This is a genomic window from Bombilactobacillus sp. ESL1097, assembly GCF_058107205.1.
This window is the reverse complement of the sequence record NZ_JBYLUB010000002.1, coordinates 320,108-334,800: the sequence shown is the minus strand read 5'-3', so window position 1 is coordinate 334,800 and position 14,693 is coordinate 320,108. Positions and strand designations below refer to the sequence as shown.

15 protein-coding genes and 1 pseudogene are annotated in these 14,693 nt (G+C 36.7%); 1 reads left to right on the top strand and 15 read right to left on the bottom strand.

All coding sequences use genetic code 11. The features are described 5' to 3' along the window. Window positions 1–18 precede the first annotated feature (18 nt). The 14 genes from AC3B6D_RS05620 to AC3B6D_RS05555 all read right to left on the bottom strand — a co-directional run bounded on the left by AC3B6D_RS05620 (window position 19) and on the right by AC3B6D_RS05555 (window position 12,234). On the bottom strand, window positions 19–807 hold the full coding sequence (locus tag AC3B6D_RS05620; protein ID WP_489775134.1) for an alpha/beta fold hydrolase: 789 nt from the start codon (window positions 805–807) through the stop codon (window positions 19–21). A 217-nt stretch (window positions 808–1,024) separates the two neighbouring features. Then, entirely contained in the window at window positions 1,025–1,567 is a 543-nt protein-coding gene (gene citX, locus AC3B6D_RS05615) for a citrate lyase holo-[acyl-carrier protein] synthase (RefSeq protein ID WP_489769513.1), read from the bottom strand. 238 nt (window positions 1,568–1,805) lie between these two features. Beyond that, entirely contained in the window at window positions 1,806–2,495 is a 690-nt protein-coding gene (locus tag AC3B6D_RS05610; protein WP_489758118.1) for a DUF6198 family protein, read from the bottom strand. Between the two features lie 4 nt (window positions 2,496–2,499). Next, window positions 2,500–3,051, bottom strand: a complete 552-nt coding sequence (locus AC3B6D_RS05605) for an ECF transporter S component (protein ID WP_489775133.1) — start codon at window positions 3,049–3,051, stop codon at window positions 2,500–2,502. Next, on the bottom strand, window positions 3,048–3,866 hold the full coding sequence (locus AC3B6D_RS05600; protein WP_489775132.1) for a PfkB family carbohydrate kinase: 819 nt from the start codon (window positions 3,864–3,866) through the stop codon (window positions 3,048–3,050). Before AC3B6D_RS05600 ends, AC3B6D_RS05605 begins: the two co-directional genes overlap by 4 nt. Then, window positions 3,853–4,416, bottom strand: coding sequence for an elongation factor P (efp, locus tag AC3B6D_RS05595; RefSeq protein ID WP_489758115.1), 564 nt, complete (start codon window positions 4,414–4,416; stop codon window positions 3,853–3,855). The genes AC3B6D_RS05600 and efp overlap by 14 nt, the downstream gene beginning before the upstream one ends. Before the next feature lie 250 nt (window positions 4,417–4,666). Then, on the bottom strand, window positions 4,667–5,098 hold the full coding sequence (locus tag AC3B6D_RS05590; RefSeq protein WP_489775131.1) for a hypothetical protein: 432 nt from the start codon (window positions 5,096–5,098) through the stop codon (window positions 4,667–4,669). Next, a complete protein-coding gene (locus AC3B6D_RS05585) occupies window positions 5,095–5,355 on the bottom strand; it encodes a hypothetical protein (RefSeq protein WP_489775130.1) in 261 nt (86 codons plus the stop codon). Before AC3B6D_RS05585 ends, AC3B6D_RS05590 begins: the two co-directional genes overlap by 4 nt. A gap of 4 nt (window positions 5,356–5,359) precedes the next feature. Beyond that, on the bottom strand, window positions 5,360–5,941 hold the full coding sequence (locus AC3B6D_RS05580; RefSeq protein WP_489775129.1) for a hypothetical protein: 582 nt from the start codon (window positions 5,939–5,941) through the stop codon (window positions 5,360–5,362). Between the two features lie 127 nt (window positions 5,942–6,068). Beyond that, the gene (locus AC3B6D_RS05575) at window positions 6,069–6,758 is read right to left on the bottom strand and encodes a 2,3-diphosphoglycerate-dependent phosphoglycerate mutase (RefSeq protein ID WP_489758111.1); all 690 of its coding nucleotides are present in this window, start codon (window positions 6,756–6,758) and stop codon (window positions 6,069–6,071) included. 67 nt (window positions 6,759–6,825) lie between these two features. Then, window positions 6,826–7,812 carry an acyltransferase family protein gene (locus AC3B6D_RS05570; protein ID WP_489775128.1) on the bottom strand — a complete coding sequence of 329 codons (987 nt, stop codon included), beginning with the start codon at window positions 7,810–7,812 and terminating at the stop codon, window positions 6,826–6,828. A 168-nt stretch (window positions 7,813–7,980) separates the two neighbouring features. Beyond that, entirely contained in the window at window positions 7,981–9,660 is a 1,680-nt protein-coding gene (locus AC3B6D_RS05565) for a hypothetical protein (RefSeq protein ID WP_489775127.1), read from the bottom strand. Window positions 9,661–9,732: 72 nt separating this feature from the next. Beyond that, window positions 9,733–10,743 carry an AI-2E family transporter gene (locus AC3B6D_RS05560; protein WP_489775126.1) on the bottom strand — a complete coding sequence of 337 codons (1,011 nt, stop codon included), beginning with the start codon at window positions 10,741–10,743 and terminating at the stop codon, window positions 9,733–9,735. A gap of 12 nt (window positions 10,744–10,755) precedes the next feature. Beyond that, on the bottom strand, window positions 10,756–12,234 hold the full coding sequence (locus AC3B6D_RS05555; protein WP_489775125.1) for a hypothetical protein: 1,479 nt from the start codon (window positions 12,232–12,234) through the stop codon (window positions 10,756–10,758). A 345-nt stretch (window positions 12,235–12,579) separates the two neighbouring features. Between AC3B6D_RS05555 and AC3B6D_RS05550 the strand changes: the two genes are divergently transcribed. Further along, complete coding sequence (locus AC3B6D_RS05550; RefSeq protein ID WP_489769279.1) at window positions 12,580–13,950, top strand: IS3 family transposase; 1,371 nt, start codon at window positions 12,580–12,582, stop codon at window positions 13,948–13,950. A 234-nt stretch (window positions 13,951–14,184) separates the two neighbouring features. Here AC3B6D_RS05550 and AC3B6D_RS05545 read toward each other — a convergent pair. Further along, a pseudogene (locus AC3B6D_RS05545) lies at window positions 14,185–14,643 on the bottom strand (transposase); the annotation flags it as partial. Window positions 14,644–14,693: the final 50 nt, after the last annotated feature.

Sequence of the window (14,693 nt, the reverse complement as noted above, 5' to 3'; positions counted from 1 at the left end):
TTTTTGAACCAATAACTCTCAAATTACCGTTTGCAAAAACGTTAATACCCACTGATTAAACTGCGACGCTTCTTCTAAATGCGGTAAGTGCCCCGAATTTTGAAAAATCTGGGCATAACCTTTGGGAGCTAACTGCAAGCATAAGTCGACATAACCGGGGTGCCAAATCGGCGAATGTACACTACCTAAAAATAATTGCGGTAACAAACAGGTAGCAATCACATCGCGCCAATCTTGCAACAAGTGATTAGTTAATAAGGGCGCATTTAATTCTGGATCAAATGGATGCGCCTGCTGTTGTGCTTTCAATGCTTGCCAAATCGACGTGGGTACTTGTTGATAAGTCATTTTCGTTTGTAAAATGCGCTGTTGCTGTTGCCGCACAGTTTCCCAAGTTAGATCTAAAGCTCCGTATTGCCAATGCGGCGTATTCAAAGCTTTAGGGGATTCATCCACATCAACTAACGCTTTTATGCGCTGCGTTCCAAACAAACTAACATAACACCACATCACGGCTGCGCCCATGGAATGACTAATTAAAACTGCATTATGTAAGTCCAAGGCCGCAAATAATTCCGCCAAATCGGCGGCCAAGCGGGCAATTCGTAAATTATGCCGCGTCCGTTGTGATTGACCGTGATTGCGTTGATCAATCGTCACTACTTGGTAGTGTTGTTGCACAAAAAAATCGACTTCTTGTTGCCATTCTAACTGCGTTCCAGAATAACCCGCAACAAAGACTAAGACTGGTCCCTGCCCACGGACTTGATAATTTAACTGGATTCCGTCACTTGTTGTCAGCCACATCCTAAGCATCTCCTAAAATGTTCAGCATTAAAATTAACTAATTTTAAACTACACTTTTTTGGAAGGGGGTTCAAGTCCCAAATAACGGACTACACCACCGGATGAACAAAAGCTGAGCACTATAATTTTCACCACTAAAATAAGACTGCAACAAGCCGAAATGGTTCATTTTTGAACACTAACTTTGCTTGCTTCAGTCTTATACTTTTACTAAAAATTATTGACCAAAATATGCCCAATAGCACTGATCAACTGCTAATTTTAATTGCTCTAAGCTATGCTTTTGCTCGCGACAACATTGTTGAGCTGGTTGCGAACAAATTAAGCACTGTCGTTGTCTACGACCAACATCGGTCCGTGATAAACACTTGTCTGAACCATACGGCCAAATATCAATTTTAAATAAACAGCCTAAAGTAAATTGATCTTCAAAGCGAACCATTCGCCGTTTAATTAGCACTGAGCTTTCTGACAAAATCAAAAAAGCTTCTGGCCCGGTCAGTCGATGTAAATAGTTCTCAAAATAAATTATAGGCAGTTGTTCTTTGGAACAAATTAATTCTAGTTCTTTTAAACCTGCAATAAAAACTCTACGTAAAGCTTCATTATTCTTGACATTGCCAGGAATTATCAACCGAATTGTTAAAAGTACATCCATACGGTAATTTTTTGTCAGAGTTGCTTGTTGTTGAGTACGCCAAATTTGATTCTGCTTCATGGCAGCTAATGTAATCGGCGTCCCGTGGTCAAGTATTGTCATCGTCTACTACACCTTATCAATTATCTGAAATTACAGATATGCTTTAATTTACTCGCGCTAAGTTTAACATAATGTTCATAAGACACAAGTTATTTTAATGATTAATTTGGAAGGCTAAAAGTCTCAGAAGTTATCAAAACTCTAATTAATTGCCAAAACTCTCACTTCTCATCATGTCCTAATTTTAGCACGCAAAAATTAGTGGTATAGACAACTACACTAACATTTTGCAGTTAGTTTATTCAGCCGGCTTAGTTGTAAAACGGTGCTGTAATTTGCTAAAAATGTGGTGATCAGCCCAGCCAATGACAAAACCCTGGCAAAACAGTGAGAACAAAGTTCCGATGCCCACGGACTGCAATTGCCCTGAACGTACCCAGCAATAAATCATAATTAATACTGGAATAATATAACTAACAATTTGCCCCCACGCGGCATTTCCGTGAAAAAAATGAAACCGTAATAAAAAACTAAATTCATCATTAGGATGTAACATCACATTCACACGTTGATACACGGACACTGCCGTGGCAATTAAGCAAACACCTAAAATATCGAGAATTAAGCGCCAAATTAATGGTAGTTGGGGAACTTTCAATAAAGTAAACCAATGATTACTAAATTGCACGAGATAACTAAAGCACAGTGCAAACAACATATTACTGATAAACATGGTCAAATCTAATTTTTGACTAATCAGGGTGTTTAAGCACTGAACTAGCAATGCGTAAACCAACAAAATTGTACCTAAGCTCCAAGAAATCTGACCTTCGAGATTAACCGCTGAGGCCGTCCAAACAGCACTACCTAAATGAGTAGCAACTGTTAAGCCATTGGCCAGTGAATTTAAAATAATGGAAAAGCCCAAATAAAAAATCATTTCGGAACTTTTAAGACGTCTTCTAGTTCCATCAGCTAATTCAATCATATAATTATATTTTCATCCGTTTCAATAAGGTTCGTTCCAATGCTACATAAATTAACGGTACTATGATAAAAGTCGCAATCGAATTAATCAAAGTCGCTGGCAAACTAACAAACGCATTAATCATCGCTACGTGTAATTGCGTTCCAACCATTAACCCTTCAATAATCCCCGTACACCAAGAAGTTAACAACTTAATAGCCCCCGCGGCAAACGATACTACATACAACTTACTGATCCGCTTGTCAGTTGAATAATGTACTCGTTTAAAGACCCAGGAAGTGACAAAGGCTAAAATCAAAGCTTCCAAAATGGTTAACCACGATGTTGCCGCATAACCATTGAGAATATCAAATAGTCCCAGACCAATCATCGAAGCTAACGCACCTGCTCGAAAGCCTAGCAACATGACTGAAATAACCGCAAAAGTATTGCCAAAATGAATAAAGGGCCGCCCCGTTGGTGCTGGCAAATAAATTCGAAACAGACTAATTCCAATAAAAATAATTGCGGCACACAAACCGGTAAAAATCGTTTTCCGTAATGTTTTTGATGTCATTTTCTCATCCTCAATTGTTCTAAATCGGCCGCGATTGTCGCTACTTGGACATCACTTTGCTCTATTGGTGTTAATGTTACTGCCTTCGTCGTTAATCGTGTTGCTGTTTGCACTGCTGATAACCAATCCATTTGCTGTAGTAAACAACCAGCCAAAATACTGGTAAATAAATCACCACTACCGCTCACAGAATGATAAGCTTTCGGATACGCTAAATATTGTAATTTTCCTGCTATGAGATAAGCGCAGCCAATCTTGTCCTGCTTAGCAACACCGGTAATCACCACTTGATTGCCTTTAATTTGTTGTGCTAATTGCTTCAATGCTTGAACTAATTGGTCTGGAGTCGTAATTGTAGTATTTAATAACAGCTGCGCTTCTGTGAAATTGGGGGTCAAAACATCAGCGAATGGTAATAACTGGCGTTGCGCTTTCACATAATCATGATTCAATAAACCGTACAATTGGCCATGATCAGCCATCGCGGGATCAAGCACGACTAACGGCAAGCGATGTCTTGCTAAATATTTTTGCCAAATAGTAACTAATTGCTTCGTACCCAAATAACCAAGTGCCAAACCACTAAACGCGACTTGATCCCAATAAGTTAGCACTTGCTGGAGCCATTGACTCACATCTAATTTAGGCGCCTGCACATCATGTCCTGGATGCGTTGCCAAAATGTTAACTGGTAAACTGACACTAGGTATTCCCAAATTTTGCAAGACAGTGGTCGCTACCTGCAAAGACATACTGCCCCAACTGGACCAATCTTCAGCTACTAAGAAGTGCTGATCTGGTCTACTTATTGGCACGTTTGACATAACTTCCGTCTTGCGTATTAATTTCCAGTTTTTCACCAACATTAATAAAATCAGGAACGGCGACCACCAAACCTGTATTCATTGTTGCCGGCTTATTCGAACCCGCTGCCGTAGCCCCTTTAATTAAAGGTTGCGTGTCCGTCACCGTCAATACAACAGTTGTTGGTAAACTAATTCCAACCACCTCAGAACCATAAAAATCAATTTTTACTTCCATATTTTCCATTAAAAATTTCATTTCCTGGGAAATAATTGCCAAAGGAACTTCATATTGATCATATGTTTCCAAATCCATAAACACCGCTACATCATCTTGCGTGTATAAGTATTGTGCCGCTTTTGTATCAATAACTGCTTGCTCCAATTTAACATCTGGATGCATGGTTGTGTCGACAATTGAACCACTGCGCAAATCCTTAAGCTTCAAGCGCATTACAGTATTGCCCTTACCTGGCTTATGATGATCAGCCTTCATTACCTTGATTAATTTTCCATCTTGAATAAATGTCATCCCAGCACGTAAACTTACTGCTTCAATCATAATGTCTCTCCTCCAAATCCTTAATTACCTATCATTGTAGCAGATCTAGCCAAATAGTTAAGTCTAGAACCATTAATTAAGCGGGATTCTTTCTATTCGTTAACAGTTAATTATAATAAATTTAAATTATTATCCCAAAACTAAAATAATCCTCTATAATCTTATCCAAAATAACAGTACAAAAAATGTTCACAATTTTCACTTGTGAACAGCTCCTGCAGAAACGTTATTTTTAAATTAATTGAAAAACCTACTCATGCCATTCCTTAAAAGCATCCGTAAAGTTAAGCGTTGGCAACAGCTTAACCTTAGAATCATCCAAAGCCGTAATCATTGACACGATCATTCTAACATACGGATAAAGCATCGCAGATCCATTAATGGCTAGATATTTTTTTATTTTTTCTATTTCTTTTAGCTCCTCACTAACTTCAAAAAAAGCCTCAACTTCTAAATAACATTTTCGATAAAGTTCTTCATCACTATGATTACCAAAAGTAACTTTAATTTGAACAACACCTGTATGCTCTTTGATTTTGCTACCTATACCTAACCCAACCCTAACGTTGGCTTTCCCAAACTCCTTTTTATACTGCTGTTGATCGATCACTTGATAATCTATTCTATGAATTTTATAATTTTTAAATCTAATAATCGGTTCAGAATTGGACAATTTATTCACACCGCTTCCCTTGTCAAATCATTGATATCACTGTCATTTTGATGTTTCAATAAATCATATTCATTAAATTCAGAAGATAAAGACTTAAAATTTTCATTAGCCACCATATCTGACAAATATAATTCAGCAGAGTACTCATATTTACCATGATCCGACGTCATTTCTATGAAATTGGTCAAATCTTCAACTGTTAATTGTTCCGCTATTTCATCATTATGCTTTAGTAAGGCATCATAGCCCTTTAAATATTTAGCCATGTTCTCAATCCTCCTCCAATGATATTTCTTCAACATTATAAATGCTGTTTCTATTTCGAATACAATACTCTATCCCATTAGGAATATAACTATGAATCGTCTGATATAAGTTAGTTGTTGTAGCACAACAAACATAGTCAATACAAATATACTCTTTATTACTTTGTATAAAGTATTCTAACAAAGCTCCATCTAATTCATGCTGAGTAATCTTATTTTTATATTTGTTATTCAATTGGCCTATTATTAATTGCGTTTTGGGATTCATCAAAAATTCTCTAAAAGCTCTCATATCATTTAAATCATCGACAAAGTTTAAACATTTATCCTCATCTATATCAACCTCAAGTTTTAAAATTGAGCAATTTTTACTATCTTGTAAGCTATCCCAATAATTTCTTGCTAAATTTTTATCATTATAAAAACCATAAACGCCATATCCTAAACTGCCTGGCTGTTTCAAGTATTTACGATATGTATTTCCATAAAGATAATTCCAATTAATTTTTTTAATGTTAAAACCATTAACTAATATTTTATCCTTACTAAAATTATCGGTTGCATGATATAAGACAACTTTACTCATTAGACTTTCCTTTATTCACAAAAATAAATAGTACTAGTACTATCATTTAGAATAGTACTTAACTTTAAATTTCACAACAAAAAAAGAAACCTCCCATTAAGGAAGTTTCTCTTAAAATTACTGATTTCTAGCCTAATTTAGTCTTGCTAATGATATTTAATTGATCATCTAAATCATAAACTACAGGTTGACCAGTAGCCATCTCAACATCCATGATGTCTTCATCAGAAATGTCTTCAATATACTTAGTCAAAGCCCGCAAAGAGTTACCATGAGCAGCAATGATCACATTCTTGTTGTCTAACAACTTCGGCGCAATCTTATCTTGCCAGAATGGAATAACCCGTTCCAAAGTAACCTTTAAGTTTTCGCCACCAGGAATAGCCCGTGGATCTAAGTCAGCATAACGCCGATCTTGTGCTGCAGAACCTTCATCACTAGCATCCAATAATGGTGGTAAAGTATCGTAAGAACGCCGCCAAATATGGACTTGTTCATCACCATATTTATCAGCTGTTTCTTGCTTGTTTAATCCTTGTAAAGCACCATAATGACGTTCATTCAAACGCCAAGATTTTTCTTCCGGAATCCATAATTGACCGGCTTCTTCCAATGCATAGTGCAACGTCTTAATAGCCCGTGTCAAGACAGAAGTATAAGCTTGATCAAACTCAATGCCTTCAGCCTTCAATAACCGACCCGCATTTTTAGCTTGTTCAACGCCTTCTTCACTTAAATCCACATCAACCCAGCCAGTGAATTGATTTGATAAGTTCCATTGGCTTTGGCCATGACGAATAAATACTAATTTTGCCATAATCGCAATACCCCTTTTATTAGGTTTACATTCTCACAAGATATTATATGTTTTCAGTAAACTAGTGTCAATAAGACCACTTGACCAAAAACCGCAACCGCGTGTGCTGTAAACCAAGTATCAACAAGTAACAAAGCACAGCTGCAATAACGACTAAGCCATAACGTAACGTTGTACTATGAATTTGATAATACAAAAAATTGTAACCAATTTTCATTAATAAGTAATGACTAAAATACATCACCGTACTTAAATTGCGCCACCATTTAGCATGTGGCAAATGGAGCGGTATTTTCAAAGTTATCATAAATAACACGGGAGCTAACAATAAGTAGCTCACTAATTGATCGCTGTGACCATGTCCTTGTAAGACAAAATGTAACTCACAGTAAGCTATGATAAGCGCGGCAACCAACGTCGTGCCCAAGGTTTTCCAACTTGGCAAAGTCGTTAAATGGGCAATAAATTGGCCCAAATAAACATAAATCGGACCGACAAAAAGTGTGCAAGCGATTAAAATACCGGTGTTCACAGGTACATAGGCACTAAAGAACACAATCGTCAAAAAAATAATTAAGGCAATGCTAAAACCCAATTTAGGTCTTTTACGTCCCCACCAATAAACAAACCAAACTCCAAATAAGAGTGCATTTAAATACCAGCCTACTAACATGGTCCAAGGACCCACCAGTAACCATTGACCACAAGTATATAAAAAACGTGGCAAATTCCAACCATATATGCGAAAGCTATCCCACGCATCGCGCCCAATATAATACCCGTATAAGATCAACCAAAAAATATACAGCTTACCAATCCGCATCGTATAATTTTTTAAAGCTGGCAAACGATCATGATGGACATTAATATGACGCGCCAATAAAAAACTTGCAGCAATAAAAAATAATGGCACAGCCATCCGAACTGTCAAAGTAAAAAAATGACTGTGACTCAAGCGGTCTAAAACATCAACAAAGCCCGTATGAATACTAACTACTGCTAAAGCAGCTAAGATTTTCATTGCATCCAGACTATCAATTTGCTGCTTGCGCATTAATCAAAAGATCCTTTCCTAACTTATTTAACAAAATAGATATCACTTTATATTTTAGCATGGATTGCAACAGCAAAAAAAAAGCTGGCGACTTTCGAATTAATGACCAACTAATGCTGCTTCATTAATCGCCTTGTCTCAGCTTTTATAAATTATAATTTAGTATTCTTACTGTTCATCATCCGCATTCACAATGGAAACATTAACTTGCCCTTGCGTCAATTCACTTAAACGTTTTTGATCATCAGCTGATTTAACCAAAATTCCAGCACTCAAACGTTCCGTCAACGGTAATAACTGTGAAACTTCAGTTTGTTGCTGTTTGAAGTCATCAATATAAGGCATTACTTGATAATTAGCATCCGGATATTCTAGCAGAATCATGCAAACCGGTGAGCTCAGGGGAACAATAATCGTCGTCTTATCATTTAAGACCTTATTGACCAGCCACCAAGCTGCAAAATCTTGCTCCGTTTCAAAAGCTTGGACTAAAGAATTATTATGATTGAAGACCTGAACCCGCGGTTGGGATTCTTGATAATTCAAAATCACCGCCAACGTGCCATCTAAACGATAAAAATTCTTACGCAACAATTGATCTTTCGCCTGACTATCAAAAAACTCTGTTACCAGATTAATTCCTGCTTCATTTAAATAGTCTAAGCTTAACAATTGACCGTTATAGTAGTGGTAGATATTAGCTGGTTGCCCGTCTTCATCCTTGACCACCTTCATCACTAAACTATCTCGCTCATAAATGCGATCAATATTTTGTTGCGAGTCCGTTTCTACACGTGCATGAGGGCTAATTTCAATGCCCATCCCAGAACGCTTCACATTGGCTTTGGCGTCTGCTTCAGTTTGAAAATATTGGTACAAGTTTAATAATTGTGATTCGGGATTAACAACCCCTGCGTCCAGGTTATCTTGCCAATTGGCCGCTAATTCTTCATCAAAGTTTAACGTCACTAAATTAGGCAACACATGAAATGAATCTAAATAAAAATTCAAATTAGCTAAATCATCAGTACTTTCATCATCCGGTTGGGCCAAACGTTCTTCTAAAACTAAATACTGTTGTCCTTTTTCAAACATAACCTCACCAGAAATAGCATCGGTTCCAAACCAGCGTTTCAAAGAATCATTAATTTGTTGAATTTGTTGCAAGTCGTAATTAACATTTTGGGCGTACGGGTCATCACTCTCTTGCTTTCTTTGAAGCGTTTGATGATAAAAAGTCCGACTGCTCAGTAATTGCCCCTTCAATACGTGCTTCAATTCTTGTTGTTCAGACTTGAGATTGGTTAATTGTTCTTCAGTTTGACGCCACTGATCCCAACCGGTATTCTTCGAAGCCGTTTTTTCAGTGACTTCATTAACTGTCACATTGGGCTTATTAAAATTACTGGAGTGATATAAATTGGTATCATTATTCTGAGGCGCAGGATTTTGCACGGGATATTCAGCAACATCTTGAAAATAACCCGAATTATTGGCGTTAGCCGCGTTTTGATCATTGGCCGGCGGATTTTGAACTGGCATCTGCTGAGTCGGTTGGCCCATGGAAGCATTCGGGTCCTGGACGGGCATTTGTTGTGTTTGCTGATTCAACGCCGCGTTGGGATCTTGCACTGGCATCTGCTGCGTTTGTTGATTCAAAGCTACGTTATTCGGGTTTTGGACCGGCATTTGCTGTGTTTGCTGACTAGCACCACCATAATTGTTATTATTCATCGCCTGATTCGGCATCATATTCGGATTAGGTTGTTGATTATTAGCCATTTGTTGTTCTTGCGGCTGATTAGAATCCGATTGTTTATTAGAATGTTGCTTATTAAATAATGACATATAAAATACCTCACTCTATTACCAACTAATATCAGTTTAACATAAAAGTAATATACAGAACACTAACTTTCATCAGACTTTAATTGTTTTAACTTTTAGTAAATCCAAAAAGAAAGTAAAAATTGGAATACCCACAATTAACCCCCAAGTACCCCACATTTTTTGGGCAATGAGTAACACTACGAAGGTCACAAAAATCGGCAAGTTGGTGCGACTAGACATTAACTTGGGATTTAAGACATAGGTTTCTAGCGTATGAATTAATAAAACAGCAATCCAGATATAAATCATTGGTTGCCAACCACCCACGGAGTAAGCCACGATTGACAATGGAACCAAGGAGATAATTACACCCGCTACCGGAATCATGGACAACACAAAAATCATGACTGCTAAACTCGGAATACCTGGAAACTTCAAAATAATCATGACAATACTCGTTAAAATTGTATTGACAACCGAAATCACCAACTGGGCTTCTAAAACTACGCCAAAGGTGTTCACAAATTTTTGGGCAAAATAATTAATATCTTGAAAGAACCATGCCAAGTGTCCCTTTTGAAAAGAACGCCCAAAATCATTCATTTTATCCGCATCAAAACTATAAAAATAACTCAATAAAAAGGATAAAACGATTGTAACACCTAAAGCCCCGACACTAGTCAAATATTTCACTACTTGAGCAACACCTTTTTTGAGCTGATCATCTAATTTTAAACTTTTCAGACTATCGACGATGTAAGCCAAGACCGAATTATTTTGCACTTGATTACTATTATAAAAACTAAATAATTTTTTGGATAATTGCACCGTGGAATTAATGATATTAGGAATATAGTGCGTTGCAAACAGATAAATCACCCCGATAATAATTAAGTACAACGGAGTGACAATCCAAAACGGCGACCAGTGCAGGCGTTTTTGCACCCACCGGACAAAATTAATGGACAAAAAAGTAAAAATAAACGTTAACAAGACGATACTCATGATCCCTCGCATTAACCAAATAACAAAAATGCATAACAACAACACCACACTCCGGCGCAGTTGCTGATTTTGTAAAAACTCTCGATATAATTTCATGTGGTCACCTCATTAATTCCACGTAATATTCGCAATTGGTAATTTTAATTTTAGATTCTTAAACCCCGTCCACGTAGTGGTCGTGGAATCACTATCGGGTTGTTGTAATAGATATAAACGCTGTTGATAAACACCAAAAACCAAGAATTGACCAGCGGGGGTATTCACGGTGTGTTTACTTTTTTGATCTTGCAAAATAGCCGGTTCTAATAACGCCACGTATTGGCGAGTTGGTTGTTGATGGCCTTGACGATCAATTCCGGTAAAGCTTTTAGCATCTTGTGTAATGCTAAATTTGCCCGCCAAATTAATACCAATTCCCGCTAACGTATTATCATGTTGACTAGCATTAACTGCAACATATTGCCTTAAATCTGCATTCGAGGTAACTGGCGCTTTCTTTAAATCTTGATAATGCTGATACAACCTATCGTACTGCTGCTTTAAAGTGGGGCCTGCTTTGGCGTTTTCATAGAGCTGAACACCGTCAGTCGTGGACTGCTTTTGATCAGTCCATGCTGCTAAGTCTTGATTATAAAGCATTAGCCCCTGATCCGTTTTTTCAATGCGGTACTTGGCCAATTTAATATTTTGACCATATCTCTTGGAATTAGTCGTCAAATTAAACGACTTAATCGCCGGATTTTCAGGATTTTGCCCCGCTGTAAAGTATTTGACACTTAAAACATTAGCCGGCTTAAAATATAATTTACCATATAAACTTGTTAAAATTCCAGAAATTGTCTGTTGTTCTAACATCACTGGATTATCTTGGTTAGGATTTTTCACGCTTTGCTTGGCGTGAACATATAAAGTATTCGTAAAATGCCCTTTGTTATCAATACTTAAATGCCCATAAACCCGACTCATGCCTAACAGGGCGCGATAATTATACTCGCCCGCAATTGATTGATTATTTAATTGGCTACTTGCATTTTTCAAAGACGGTGTCACCAAATGCTTTAATAAAGTTGGCCCTAATTGATCTGATTGCTTCGTCGTTAACTGTGCTTGACGCTGTTGCTTTTGATACTGACGATACTTCTTATTTTTAGCGTGATTAACTTTGGTAATCTGGCCCAACTTCCACTTTTCACCCTGATAAGTCACGTCAAAGCCGGTTAGTGTGTAACCAGCTTTTTGTTCATGGTAGGCTTTTTTAACAGCTAAAATCATTTTCGGATGAGTCGTATTAATCGTGATTTCTTGACCATCTTGATTGAGCTGATAGGTAGGATTCGCAAACTTAGCATTCAACACGCTTGAGCCATGGCGATCGCCCAATAAGCTAACATGTTGCACCCCTACTGTCTGATTGCGATAAAAACGCAAGCGTTGCACATTTTGATTGGGCTTTTGGTATAAATACCAAGCTGTTTTCGATTGCGTAATTTGTTGATTAACTACCTGCTTGTGACACCCAACTAACAGCAGTCCCAACAAACTGCAAATTATTAGCAATCCTGTTCCCCAACTTCGCTGTTTCTTCATTAAATAATCCCCTCATTATTTGACCAATGAATTGCGCTTTAATGCATATGTAGATAACAAGCTTCATTATAGCAAAATATGAAAAGTAGGGATAATTAATATTCGAAATTTAATAATAGAAAAGTAATCTCAAACTCATCAATACGATCCTTTGACATGAAATCTATTTCCAACTATGTTATTATTTGTATATAAGAAAAGGTCAGTGCTGTAACACTAACCTTTCCGTAAAGTTACCAAAGCGGTGACTATTCAAAATTTTAAATCTACTTTAAATAGCTATCTAGCCTGGTGATATGCCCCCAAAAATTAAGACAACAATCTTAATTTTTGGAGGCATTTTTTATGAGCAGATTATCTAAACAAGACAAAATTGATATTTACAATTTATGGAAAAATTATTCATACGGAATTAAGGAACTGTCCGAAAAGTTCTTGATTGAGCGATCTACTATTATATATTTGGTGGCTTTACTTGATCGACACGGTATTGAACTGCTGGATCGCCCATATATGCCCCATTCTGTAGAATTTAAAGAACAAGCAATCAATCGTGTATTACTGAATCACGAAACCATCTACTCGGTTTCTATTGATTTAGGATTAAAAAATCGATCGATATTACAATCTTGGATACGCAAATACAAAACAGACGGGTATAATGTGATTAATCATAAGAGAGGAAGACCAACTCATGAACGATCAAGCTCAACAAATCAAGCTTCTCCAACAAAAAATCCAAGACTTAGAGCAGCAGAACTTGAAAATGCATGTCGAGATCGAATTAAGAAAAAAGTTAAATACTCTGATCGACCAGTCCGATCAGAGGAACTAGTTCAAGCAATTATCAAGGTAAGAAAAGAATTCCGCGTCAGCGTTGAGTATGTCCTTAAAATCATTAATGAATGTTCTGATTTACCCAATTTATCCCGTAGTAACTACTACTACACAATCAATAAAACTGATAAAGATACCAAAAACCAAGCTTTAATGATCCAGATTAAAGAGATTTATGAAACTAACTGTCATCGCTATGGTTATCGTAGAATTACTTGTGAGTTAAGACGCAGAGGTATTATCGTCAATCATAAAAAGGTCTTACGCCTAATGAACAAACTAAAAATTTCAGGAATAGTTAGTAAAAAGCACAGTAAGTACAACAGTTATCGTGGACGCCAAGGTCATATCAAAGACAATTTAATTCAACGCAATTTTAGTGCAAATAAACCTAATCATAAGTGGTATTGTGACGTGACTGAGTTCAATCTTCATGGTCAGAAGACATATCTATCGCCTATCATGGATGGGTGTACGCAAGAAATTATTTCCTACACCATTTCTCGTAGTCCTAATCTCCAACAAACAATGACTATGTTGGAAAAAGCAGAGCATAAATATCCAAACTTGAAAGGTATCATTATGCACTCTGATCAAGGCTGGCAGTATCAACACCAAAGATTTCAATCATGGTTAAAACAACGTGGAATCAAACAATCCATGTCACGTAAAGGAAATTCACTCGACGATGGCTTAATGGAGGGCTTCTTTGGTATACTCAAGCGAGAAATGTATTATGGCTTTGAGAAACAATTTGAAAGCTTAGATGACTTAGAGGTAGCAATCAAGGAATATATTCATTACTATAATCATCAGAGAATCAAGATAAAATTAAAAGGACTAACACCGATTGAGTATCGGAAATTAGTCCTAAGTTAAAATTTAAAAACTGTCTTACTTTTTGGGTTCATATCATGGCGTGGCTAAGGACAGCTATTTTTTCTACCATTAATCAAGTAAAACCTTAATTAATTAGGATCTATTTTTATCTTTATCCTTAGTTTCATTATTTTAAAATGTTAAATTACCTGCGTAATATGATTTTTGGCAATAACTAACTAACACCTTAAACAACAATTTTTAAGGTGCTTAATAAAACCAGAGCTTAATTCTTTATTTTAGTTGATAATTATATTTTTGATTTGTTAAAATAAGGTGATATATCGTTCTGATAAGGCGGTTTATCGCAGCTATGGCAATCTTCTTGGTCTTTTTTGTCCCTGAGGATTGCTTTTTGTTTTGATAAAAATCACAAATATGATTCTTGCCAGACGGATATGTTCCCGCCGAAACAATATTCATAATCGTTCGATATAGAATCTTGCGGGCATAACTATTTCCTCGTTTACTAATGTGTTCATCTGCTAAATATTTGCCTGATTCATAATGCCGTAGGTCAATGCCAATATAGGCATTGATTTTATTAGGTGATTTAAAACGTCTAATATCTCCTAATTCGGCGATTATTAAATTAGCACTTAATTCATTAATTCCAGGAATACTACATAAAATCTCAAATTCAGGTAATGTTTGCGCTAATTGACTCATCTTCTGGATAATTTCAGCTTTTTTGTGCTTTGTTTGACCATCCAAACGAAACTTGCCACATCAATAATCGTATT

Excerpts from the sequence above, each read along its gene's own strand:
- AC3B6D_RS05620 (WP_489775134.1), bottom strand. The coding sequence starts at position 807 with ATGTGGCTGACAACAAGTGACGGAATCCAGTTAAATTATCAAGTCCGT.
- citX (WP_489769513.1), bottom strand. The coding sequence starts at position 1,567 with ATGACAATACTTGACCACGGGACGCCGATTACATTAGCTGCCATGAAG.
- AC3B6D_RS05610 (WP_489758118.1), bottom strand. The coding sequence starts at position 2,495 with ATGATTGAATTAGCTGATGGAACTAGAAGACGTCTTAAAAGTTCCGAA.
- AC3B6D_RS05605 (WP_489775133.1), bottom strand. The coding sequence starts at position 3,051 with ATGACATCAAAAACATTACGGAAAACGATTTTTACCGGTTTGTGTGCC.
- efp (WP_489758115.1), bottom strand. The coding sequence starts at position 4,416 with ATGATTGAAGCAGTAAGTTTACGTGCTGGGATGACATTTATTCAAGAT.
- AC3B6D_RS05585 (WP_489775130.1), bottom strand. The coding sequence starts at position 5,355 with ATGGCTAAATATTTAAAGGGCTATGATGCCTTACTAAAGCATAATGAT.
- AC3B6D_RS05580 (WP_489775129.1), bottom strand. The coding sequence starts at position 5,941 with ATGAGTAAAGTTGTCTTATATCATGCAACCGATAATTTTAGTAAGGAT.
- AC3B6D_RS05575 (WP_489758111.1), bottom strand. The coding sequence starts at position 6,758 with ATGGCAAAATTAGTATTTATTCGTCATGGCCAAAGCCAATGGAACTTA.
- AC3B6D_RS05570 (WP_489775128.1), bottom strand. The coding sequence starts at position 7,812 with ATGCGCAAGCAGCAAATTGATAGTCTGGATGCAATGAAAATCTTAGCT.
- AC3B6D_RS05565 (WP_489775127.1), bottom strand. The coding sequence starts at position 9,660 with ATGTCATTATTTAATAAGCAACATTCTAATAAACAATCGGATTCTAAT.
- AC3B6D_RS05560 (WP_489775126.1), bottom strand. The coding sequence starts at position 10,743 with ATGAAATTATATCGAGAGTTTTTACAAAATCAGCAACTGCGCCGGAGT.
- AC3B6D_RS05555 (WP_489775125.1), bottom strand. The coding sequence starts at position 12,234 with ATGAAGAAACAGCGAAGTTGGGGAACAGGATTGCTAATAATTTGCAGT.
- AC3B6D_RS05550 (WP_489769279.1), top strand. The coding sequence starts at position 12,580 with ATGAGCAGATTATCTAAACAAGACAAAATTGATATTTACAATTTATGG.